Raw genomic sequence first — 8,482 nt, 5'->3', positions numbered from 1 at the left:
TATCAGCCCTGATGCGCCCCCCGTGGGAGTTGGCTTGCCGACGATGGGCCGCAACGCCGCCCCAAAGTCTCACCGGCCAGCCATCAACTTCTGCAACGCCGCCCTCCTTTCAGCGATGGGCAACCTCCCCAACTGCTCAACCCGTTCATAGAACCGCCCCCAATCCCCGCCAACCTCGCGAAACACCGCCGCAAACGCCGGCACCCACTGGTCATACAGCCCGAACGGCAACAGCTTGGCATTGTTCATGGGCCCGTACACCCAGGCGTCAAAGCGCTTGTCGCCGCCCCACTGGCTGTCCCGCACCTGCTGGTAGTCACGCCTGAGCCGCGCGAACTCCGCCCGCTTGGCCTGGCGCTTGTGCGCATCATCCAGCGGCCCGGCGTAAATCGCCTGCAACCGCTCGCGGCTGGCCAGCACCAGTTGGATAAACTGCTCCCGCTGCTGCCCCTGATCGCCACCCACCGCAGCCAGGCCACGCGCCGCGCGCCATTGCCGGGTGCCTTCCTGTTCGACGAACGAGGCAAAGGACTCGTTGAACTCGGTGTCGTCCTGCACATAAAAGCGCTGGTGCGCCAGCTCGTGAAAGATCAAGGTCGCCAGGCGTTCGTCACCCCAGCCCACCATCGACGACAGAATAGGGTCGTCGAACCAGCCCAAGGTGGAATAGGCCTCCACCCCGCCCACGTACACATCCAGCCCTTCCTCACGCATCAACGCTGCCGCGCCACGTGCTGCACCTTGCTGGTAGTAGCCGCGGTACGCCACGCAACCCGCTATCGGAAAACAGTGGGTCACCGGTTGCAGTGAGAGCTCTGGCGTGGCGAAAACATTCCAAACCACATAGGGGCGCCCAAGGTCGGCGTATACCCGGTAGCTGCGGTTATCCGGCAGCTTCAGCTGCTGGCTGGCAAACGCCCGCGCCTGTTCCGCCCGTTGCAGGCGCGCCCGTAACAGGGGAGGGGTAGCAGGGTCGGCGACCACCTGTTCCACCGGTTGCCGCGCGCGCAGCAGTTGCCACTGGCCTTGCGCAAGCTGGCCGTAATAGGCCGCACTGCTGCAACCACTCAGCAGAAGCACCGCCAGCAGCGGAACCAAACGGGTGAAAACGCGGTCGAGTGGCCCAGGGCCTGAGCGCTGCAAAAGAAAAAGTCGAAGCATCGGGACTGTCTGACTCGCTCAAGGCCGATTCGCTCCAAGACTATCTCGCCACGGGGGAGTTTCGCCATGCGTGCATTGTGGGTCGCCGGTTCACTGTTGCTGTTATCTGCCTGTTCAACGCTGCCAGACCCAGACCCGAACCAGGCCTGGATCGACCTCACGCCCTACGACAACACCTCGTTGCACGCGGTGCAGGTCGATGAGCGCGATTGGGCCGACAATCGGTACTTCGAAGTGCAGCCTGGCAGCCACGAGTTGACCGTGCGCTACCAGTTTCCGGTCAACCCCAGCAACATCGGCCCGGTCGACCAACCCCTGTGGCGAGATTGCCAGGTAAAGCTGGCGTTCAAAGACTTCAACGCCGGGCAACGCTATCAGCTGCAGGCCGGGAGCATCGGCTTCCGCCCGTGGGTGAAGTTGTATGACCAGCAACAAAAACTGCTGGGCCAGGGCCTGCCAGCGGGCTGCCAGCACACCTAACCACGCAAACGGCGCTATGCTGTTAACGTGCCAATCGCAAGTGGGAGCTTTGCCATGCGCCAGCCCATGATGCTGATCGCCCTCAGTGCACTGGGGGCTTGCGCCAGCCCCTTGCCGCCGGTCGACCCCAAGCAAGCCTGGGTCGACTTGTACACCATGACCCCCGGCCGGGTAATCATGGCCGACCGCCTTGACGGGAAGCGCCTGGAAGACGGCCGATACTTTCAGGTAACCCCCGGCAAGCATGAACTGGTCGTGCGCTTCGATTACGAGATCTACTCTGGCGGGATGCTGACCGACCCCAGGGACCGTACCTGTTACCTGACTGTGCGCTTCGATGACTTCAAGGCTGGGGAACGTTATCGCCTGGAGGCGCGGGCGCCGGTAATGGAGCCGCAGGTATTGCTGTATGACGCCAGCCGCACGGTGCTGGTGAATGAGCCTAGCGATGTGTTCTGTATTCCGTAGGCGGGAGTGTGCGGGTAGGGGCTGCTGCCGGTAGGGGGGGCTGCGAGTCAGGGGCTGCTGCGCAGCCCATCGCGACGCAAGGTCGCTCCCACAGGGGCCTGTGGAAGCGGGCTTTTGTCGCAAATGGGCCGCGAAGCGGCCACTCATGCTCGAGCGCTAGCGATCATTCTTCTGGTAAATGATCTTCTTGGTCCCGCCGTCGCACGTCCCGACCACCATGTTCGGGTCCTGGACCTCACTGTTAGGCACGATCTCCAGGGTGTACGAAGCCACCCCTTGGGCCTGGATCTTGGCCTCGATCTCGGCTTTCAGTTCCTCGCACGGCTTGACCGCCGCCAGCGCAGACGTGGCGACCAGCGAAGCGAACACGGCGATTGCTACGCGAATCATGGAACGGCTCCTGAAAAGGCAGTATTGCTGCCGACATTGGTTAGACTACAGCAAACTGCCATCGTTGCGCCGCTTCAGCCCACCAACGCCGCATCCAGGCTGATCTTGGCGTTGAGCACCTTCGACACCGGGCAGCCTGCTTTGGCCTTGTTGGCAATCTCCATGAACTGCGCCTCGCTGGCGCCTGGCACCTTGGCTCGCAACACCAGGTGTACAGCGGTAATGGCAAAACCATCAGGCTGCTTGTCGAGGGTGACTTCCGCCGCCGTGTCGATCCGGTCCGGGGTGAGCCCGGCCTCGCCGAGCATCATCGACAGCGCCATCGAGAAGCAGCCCGCATGCGCCGCACCGATCAGTTCCTCTGGGTTGGTACCCGGCGTGTCCTCGAAACGGGTGTTGAAGCCATAAGGGTTCTGCTTGAGGGCGCCGCTTTCGGTTGAAAGCAGGCCTTTGCCGTCCTTCAAACCACCTTGCCAGATCGCCGATGCTGTTTTCTTCATGATGCCTCCTTGTCACTCGGTTACGTGCCTATGGGTTCAGAGGTCCGGTACGCCCGGCAAGTTCAGAGCAATTGCGCCCCCCATTGAATCCAACGATTACGCCCATACAGAGTCATAAAGGCCTCTGGCCAATCATTCTTGCGGAGGCCCCATGACGCAGCTACGTGACCTGAAGATTTCCACCCTCGACCTTGTGCCCGTTCGCGCCGATGCCGGCCCGGCGCAGTCGCTGCGCAACTCCCTGGACTTGGCGCAGCATGTCGAACGCTTCGGCTACAACCGCTTCTGGGTGGCCGAACACCACAACATGGACGGCATCGCCAGCTCGGCAACCTCGGTGCTTATCGGCTACCTCGCCGGGGGCACTTCGAGCATTCGCGTAGGCTCCGGCGGGGTCATGCTGCCCAACCATGCGCCGTTGGTGATCGCCGAGCAGTTCGGCACCCTCGCCAGCCTGTACCCGGGGCGCATCGACCTCGGCCTTGGCCGTGCGCCAGGCTCCGACCAGATGACTGCATACGCCTTGCGCCGAGACCGCGCAGGTGGCCCGGACGATTTCCCGGACGATGTCGAAGAGCTGTCACGCTACCTTGGCCCCCGAACCGATGATCAAAAAGTGATCGCTGTGCCTGGCCACGACACCGATGTGCCCATGTGGCTGCTGGGCTCCAGCCTGTTCAGCGCGCAACTGGCCGGTATGCGCGGCATGCCCTATGCCTTCGCCTCGCACTTCGCGCCGCGTTACATGCACGAGGCAATCCGCGTGTATCGCAACCACTTCAAACCGTCCACCACGCTGGACAAACCCTATGTGATGCTGGGTATTCCCATGGTGGTTGCCGAAACCGATAAACAGGCCGAATACCTGGCCACTTCGGTGTACCAGCGCATTCTGGCGCTGATTCGCGGGCAGAGCCTGATGCAGAAACCCCCGGTACCCAGCATGGACGGCTTATGGCTGCCCCATGAACGCGATGCGGTAGGCAGCTTCCTGGGGTTGGCGATGATTGGCAGCTCGCAGAAAGTGCGCGCCAAAGTGGAGGTGTTGCTGGAGCAAACCGGGGCGGACGAGCTGATGTTTACCTGTGACCTGTACGAGCATGCAGACCGTATCCGCGCTTATGAGCTGCTGGCGCAGGCTTTGAAGAGCGAGTGAACCCCTTCGCGAGTGCCCCCGTGAAGGGGCCACCGCGTCAGCCGCGGCGGTAGACGATTTCCTTGGTGCCGCCTTCGCAGCTGCCGATCACCTTGCCCGCCGGGTCGCCCTTTTCGACGATCTCCAGCTTGTAGCCAACAACCCCCTTGGCATCGAGCTTGGCGGCAATTTCCGCTTTCAGCTCCTCGCAGGGTTTGCCCGCCGCCATCGCGCCACCGGCCAGCGTCATCAGGCCCAGCGCCAGTATCAGTTTGTTCATCACTTGCATTCCTTGTGCAGATGAAACCAGAAAGGGGCGCCCACCAGGGCGCCCTGTTCCTAATACCCCATCAGTGCAACCTGTTCCAGCCTGGCTGTGTTTCAGCTATTGGCGATACGGAAGCCCACCTTCAACGTCACCTGGAAGTGCGCGACCTTGTTGTCGCGAATGTGGCCACGGGTTTCGGCCACCTCGAACCACTCCATGTGCTTGATGCTCTGGCCGGCTTCGGCCAGGGCATTGTTGATTGCTTCTTCGATGCTGGTAGGCGAAGACCCCACCAGTTCGACCTTCTTGTAGGTGTGATGATCGGTCATGAGCGCTCTCCTTGGGTAACAGTGATATTCAGCCTGGCAGTGCGAGCCTGGTTTACCTGCGAGCTGTCATCAGGGGCGAAAGTTCGATCGCACTTTCGTGCAGCCCAAGGGTCGCACTTCATAGAGTCCATACTGCAAAGGAGAGTCAACATGCCCCGCAATTCGCTGCGTAAAACATCCCTGGAAAGCATGGAAGCAGAGATCGAAAGCCTGCTGAAAAGCCTGGAAAGCCTGAAGCACGATGCCTCCGAAGAAACCCAGAAATCAGTCAAGGCCATGCGCAGCAACGCCGAGAGTGCCCTGCGCCATTCGCGCAGCCTGCTGAGCGATGCCTATGAGGAAGTCAAGGAGCGTACCCGCCAGACCGGCATCGCCACCCGCGACTATGCCCAAGAGCACCCGTATACCACTGCCGGTGTAGCCATCGGCGCCCTGGGTCTGCTGGCAGCTTACTTGCTGTGCAAGCGCAACTAAGCGCTCTGCCCTAGCAGTTCTCCCCGCAACCATTGCGCCAGTTGCTCGGCGCGCCCGTCAGCGGCGCGCCGAGGTACCCACAGCGTCAGCGCCGCCGGGGTCGGTGAGAAGCCCCACGGCGCACTCAGGCGGCCCGCCCGCAGGTCATCGGCGACCAGTGGTTGCGGCGCGATCGCCACGCCCAGTCCCGCCACCGCAGCTTCCAACAGGTAATACAAATGCTCGAAAGCCTGCCCGTAGTGCATGGCAGTTGGCTCCAGACCCTGCTGCGCCGCCCAGGTCGGCCAAGCCTGTGGACGTGAGGTGGTGTGCAATACGGTTTCTTCGAGCAAAGCTTTGGCTGGCGCCCCCTGCAAGCGCTGATAACCGGCGAAGTGCGGGCTCAGCACCGGGCCGATACGCTCCTCGGCCAACACATGCACCTGCATGTCTGCCGGCCACGGTGGCTCGGCATACACCAATAGCGCATCCAGCCCTGGTCGTCTTGGATCGAGGTCGCCCTCACCGGCTGAAAGGTGCAGGCGCAGCTCTGGCAGGTCTGCCTGCAAACGCCCCAACCGCGGGATGAACCAGCGCGCCAGCAGGCTGCCTGAGCAACCCAGTACGAACGGGGCCTCGCGGGTGTCGCGGCTCAGTTCGGCACATGCACTGCGCAAGCGGTCGAACGCCTCGACACTGGCATCGCGCAGTCGCAGCCCGGCATCTGTGAGTTTGATGCCACGCCCGTCCTTGACGAACAACGCCACCCCCAGATGCTCCTCAAGCACCTTGATCTGCCGGCTCACGGCACCATGGGTAACGTGCAACGCCTCGGCCGCCTGGCTGACACTGTTAAGCCGGGCAGTGGCCTCGAAAGCACGCAGGGCATTGAGGGGAGGGAGGTCGTGAGCCATTACCTGTGAGTTTTCCTGACAAGTTTGCGCAATCTTATCGGTTTTCAGCCGGGCCTGTCGTGGTTAGAGTAAAGCCCATCACTCATTGCCTAAGCCCTGGAGCGCCCCATGACCCAGTCCCAATACCGCCCCGGCCCCGACGCCAATGGCCTGTTCGGCTCGTTCGGCGGCCGCTATGTGGCCGAAACCCTCATGCCACTGGTGCTGGACCTGGCCCGGGAATACGAAGCGGCCAAGGCCGACCCGCAATTCCTCGAAGAGCTGGCCTATTTCCAGCGCGACTACATCGGCCGCCCCAACCCGCTGTACTTCGCCGAGCGCCTGACCGAACACTGCGGCGGCGCGAAGATCTTCTTCAAGCGTGAAGAGCTCAACCACACCGGCGCGCACAAGGTGAACAACTGCATCGGCCAGGTGCTGCTGGCCAAGCGCATGGGCAAGAAACGCCTGATCGCCGAAACCGGCGCCGGCATGCACGGCGTGGCGACCGCTACCGTCGCTGCGCGCTTCGGCCTGCCTTGCGTGATCTACATGGGCGCCACCGATATCGAACGCCAGCAGGCCAACGTGTTCCGCATGAAGCTGCTGGGCGCCGAGATCGTTCCGGTTACCGCGGGCACCGGCACCCTCAAGGACGCCATGAACGAAGCGCTGCGCGACTGGGTGACCAACGTCGACGACACGTTCTACCTGATCGGCACCGTGGCGGGCCCGCACCCATACCCAGCAATGGTCCGCGACTTCCAGTCGATCATCGGCAAGGAAACCCGTGCCCAGTTGCAGGAAAAGGAAGGCCGCCTGCCGGACAGCCTGGTCGCCTGCGTGGGGGGTGGCTCCAACGCCATGGGCCTGTTCCATGAGTTCCTCGAAGAGCCAAGCGTACAGATCATCGGCGTTGAAGCCGGCGGCCACGGTGTGCACACCGACAAGCATGCTGCCAGCCTGAACGGCGGTGTGCCCGGCGTACTGCACGGCAACCGCACCTATCTGTTGCAGGACGATGACGGCCAGATTACCGACGCTCACTCGATTTCGGCCGGCCTCGACTACCCGGGCATCGGCCCCGAGCATGCCTACCTGCATGAGGTGAAGCGCGTTGAATACGTCAGCATCACCGATGACGAAGCACTGGATGCGTTCCACGCCACGTGCCGCCTGGAGGGCATCATCCCGGCCCTGGAAAGCGCTCACGCCCTGGCCGAGGCAATCAAGCGCGCCCCGCAGCTGCCCAAGGACCACCTGATGGTGATCTGCCTGTCGGGCCGCGGCGACAAAGACATGCAAACCGTCATGAGCCACATGGCCGCCCAGGAGAAACAGGCATGAGCCGTCTAGAACAACGCTTCGCCGAGTTGAAAGCCGAAAGCCGCTCGGCACTGGTCACCTTCGTTACCGCAGGCGACCCGGGTTATGACGCCTCGCTGCAGATCCTCAAGGGCCTGCCTGCTGCAGGCGCCGATGTGATCGAACTGGGCATGCCATTCACCGACCCAATGGCCGATGGCGTAGCCATCCAGCTCGCTACCCTGCGCGCGTTGGAAGCGGGCCAGAACCTGGCCAAGACCCTGCAGATGGTTCGTGAATTCCGTGTGGACAACCACACCACGCCGATCGTGCTGATGGGCTACTACAACCCGATCCACCGTTTTGGCGTGGAAGCGTTCGTGAATGAAGCCAAGCAGGCTGGCGTCGATGGCCTGATCATCGTCGACCTGCCGCCAGAGCACGATGCAGAACTGGCGACCCCGGCCCAGGCTGCAGGTATCGACTTCATTCGCCTGACCACCCCGACCACCGACGACGCGCGCCTGCCGCGTGTGCTGGCGCGCAGCTCCGGGTTCGTCTACTACGTGTCCGTGGCCGGGGTGACCGGGGCCGGCTCGGCGACCACCGAGCACGTGACCGAAGCCATTGCCCGCCTGCGTCGGCATACCGACCTGCCGATCAGCGTTGGCTTCGGCATTCGCACCCCAGAGCAGGCGGCGAACATCGCCCGGCTGGCCGATGGCGTGGTAGTGGGCTCGGCGCTGGTCGACAAGATTGCCCAGGCCAACACGGCCGAACAGGCGGTGAGCGATGTGTTGAGCCTGTGCTCGGCACTGGCGGAAGGGGTGCGCGGCGCCCGTCGCTGACCGGCGTCGGCTTCATCGCCGGCAAGCCAGATCCCACAAGGATTTCACAGGGCCTGAGGGTGGCGCTGTACCTGTGGGAGATTCTATGGTTCCTGGCAAGGGTAGCCGCTGCATCTTCAGTGCCTGTGAGATCGAGCGCCGCCCGCGCGGCGCATCGCGAGCTGCGGTCGCTGCTTGTATGTTGTGACTGGCCTGGCGGGAGAAGATATTCTCGTCAGGCTGAAGAAGCACTTCCGGGGAGGCCGATCGCTC

At 62.9% G+C, this 8,482-nt stretch carries 12 protein-coding genes; 6 read left to right on the top strand and 6 right to left on the bottom strand.

The features are described from left to right. Positions 1–69: 69 nt before the first annotated feature. Positions 70–1,143 (bottom strand): aminopeptidase, encoded by a 1,074-nt coding sequence (locus tag B3361_RS01090; RefSeq protein ID WP_054906244.1) that lies wholly within the window; start codon positions 1,141–1,143, stop codon positions 70–72. An 84-nt stretch (positions 1,144–1,227) separates the two neighbouring features. On the opposite strand from B3361_RS01090, the gene B3361_RS01085 reads away from it, so the two are divergent. Further along, complete coding sequence (locus B3361_RS01085) at positions 1,228–1,641, top strand: hypothetical protein (protein ID WP_029887968.1); 414 nt, start codon at positions 1,228–1,230, stop codon at positions 1,639–1,641. A gap of 54 nt (positions 1,642–1,695) precedes the next feature. Further along, a complete protein-coding gene (locus B3361_RS01080) occupies positions 1,696–2,109 on the top strand; it encodes a hypothetical protein (RefSeq protein WP_054906239.1) in 414 nt (137 codons plus the stop codon). 156 nt (positions 2,110–2,265) lie between these two features. On the opposite strand, the gene B3361_RS01075 is transcribed toward B3361_RS01080, so the two are convergent. Both B3361_RS01075 and B3361_RS01070 read right to left on the bottom strand, forming a co-directional pair. Next, positions 2,266–2,499 carry a DUF1161 domain-containing protein gene (locus B3361_RS01075; RefSeq protein WP_009682184.1) on the bottom strand — a complete coding sequence of 78 codons (234 nt, stop codon included), beginning with the start codon at positions 2,497–2,499 and terminating at the stop codon, positions 2,266–2,268. A gap of 74 nt (positions 2,500–2,573) precedes the next feature. Continuing rightward, complete coding sequence (locus B3361_RS01070; RefSeq protein WP_009682183.1) at positions 2,574–2,999, bottom strand: OsmC family protein; 426 nt, start codon at positions 2,997–2,999, stop codon at positions 2,574–2,576. A 151-nt stretch (positions 3,000–3,150) separates the two neighbouring features. Here B3361_RS01070 and B3361_RS01065 point away from each other — a divergent pair, with 151 nt between their 5' ends. After that, a complete protein-coding gene (locus B3361_RS01065; protein ID WP_054906240.1) occupies positions 3,151–4,155 on the top strand; it encodes an LLM class flavin-dependent oxidoreductase in 1,005 nt (334 codons plus the stop codon). A 37-nt stretch (positions 4,156–4,192) separates the two neighbouring features. Here the strand turns inward: B3361_RS01065 and B3361_RS01060 are convergent, their stop codons facing one another. Together B3361_RS01060 and B3361_RS01055 are read right to left on the bottom strand one after the other, a co-directional pair. Then, positions 4,193–4,414, bottom strand: coding sequence for a DUF1161 domain-containing protein (locus B3361_RS01060; RefSeq protein ID WP_054906241.1), 222 nt, complete (start codon positions 4,412–4,414; stop codon positions 4,193–4,195). 101 nt (positions 4,415–4,515) lie between these two features. Further along, positions 4,516–4,731, bottom strand: coding sequence for a dodecin (locus tag B3361_RS01055; protein ID WP_029887971.1), 216 nt, complete (start codon positions 4,729–4,731; stop codon positions 4,516–4,518). A gap of 150 nt (positions 4,732–4,881) precedes the next feature. On the opposite strand from B3361_RS01055, the gene B3361_RS01050 reads away from it, so the two are divergent. Beyond that, a complete protein-coding gene (locus B3361_RS01050; protein ID WP_009682179.1) occupies positions 4,882–5,205 on the top strand; it encodes a DUF883 family protein in 324 nt (107 codons plus the stop codon). On the opposite strand, the gene B3361_RS01045 is transcribed toward B3361_RS01050, so the two are convergent. Then, a complete protein-coding gene (locus B3361_RS01045) occupies positions 5,202–6,098 on the bottom strand; it encodes a LysR family transcriptional regulator (RefSeq protein ID WP_054906242.1) in 897 nt (298 codons plus the stop codon). The genes B3361_RS01050 and B3361_RS01045 overlap by 4 nt on opposite strands. A 108-nt stretch (positions 6,099–6,206) precedes the next feature. Here B3361_RS01045 and trpB point away from each other — a divergent pair, with 108 nt between their 5' ends. Both trpB and trpA read left to right on the top strand, forming a co-directional pair. After that, positions 6,207–7,424: a tryptophan synthase subunit beta gene (gene trpB, locus B3361_RS01040; protein ID WP_029887973.1), complete on the top strand. Its 1,218-nt coding sequence runs from the start codon at positions 6,207–6,209 to the stop codon at positions 7,422–7,424. Continuing rightward, a complete protein-coding gene (trpA, locus tag B3361_RS01035; protein ID WP_054906243.1) occupies positions 7,421–8,230 on the top strand; it encodes a tryptophan synthase subunit alpha in 810 nt (269 codons plus the stop codon). Before trpB ends, trpA begins: the two co-directional genes overlap by 4 nt. The last annotated feature ends 252 nt before the right edge of the window (positions 8,231–8,482 follow it).

It is taken from the genome of Pseudomonas sp. UBA6699, from assembly GCF_002454615.1.
GTDB lineage: Bacteria > Pseudomonadota > Gammaproteobacteria > Pseudomonadales > Pseudomonadaceae > Aquipseudomonas > Aquipseudomonas juntendi.
This window is presented reverse-complemented; position numbering and strand designations above follow the sequence as displayed.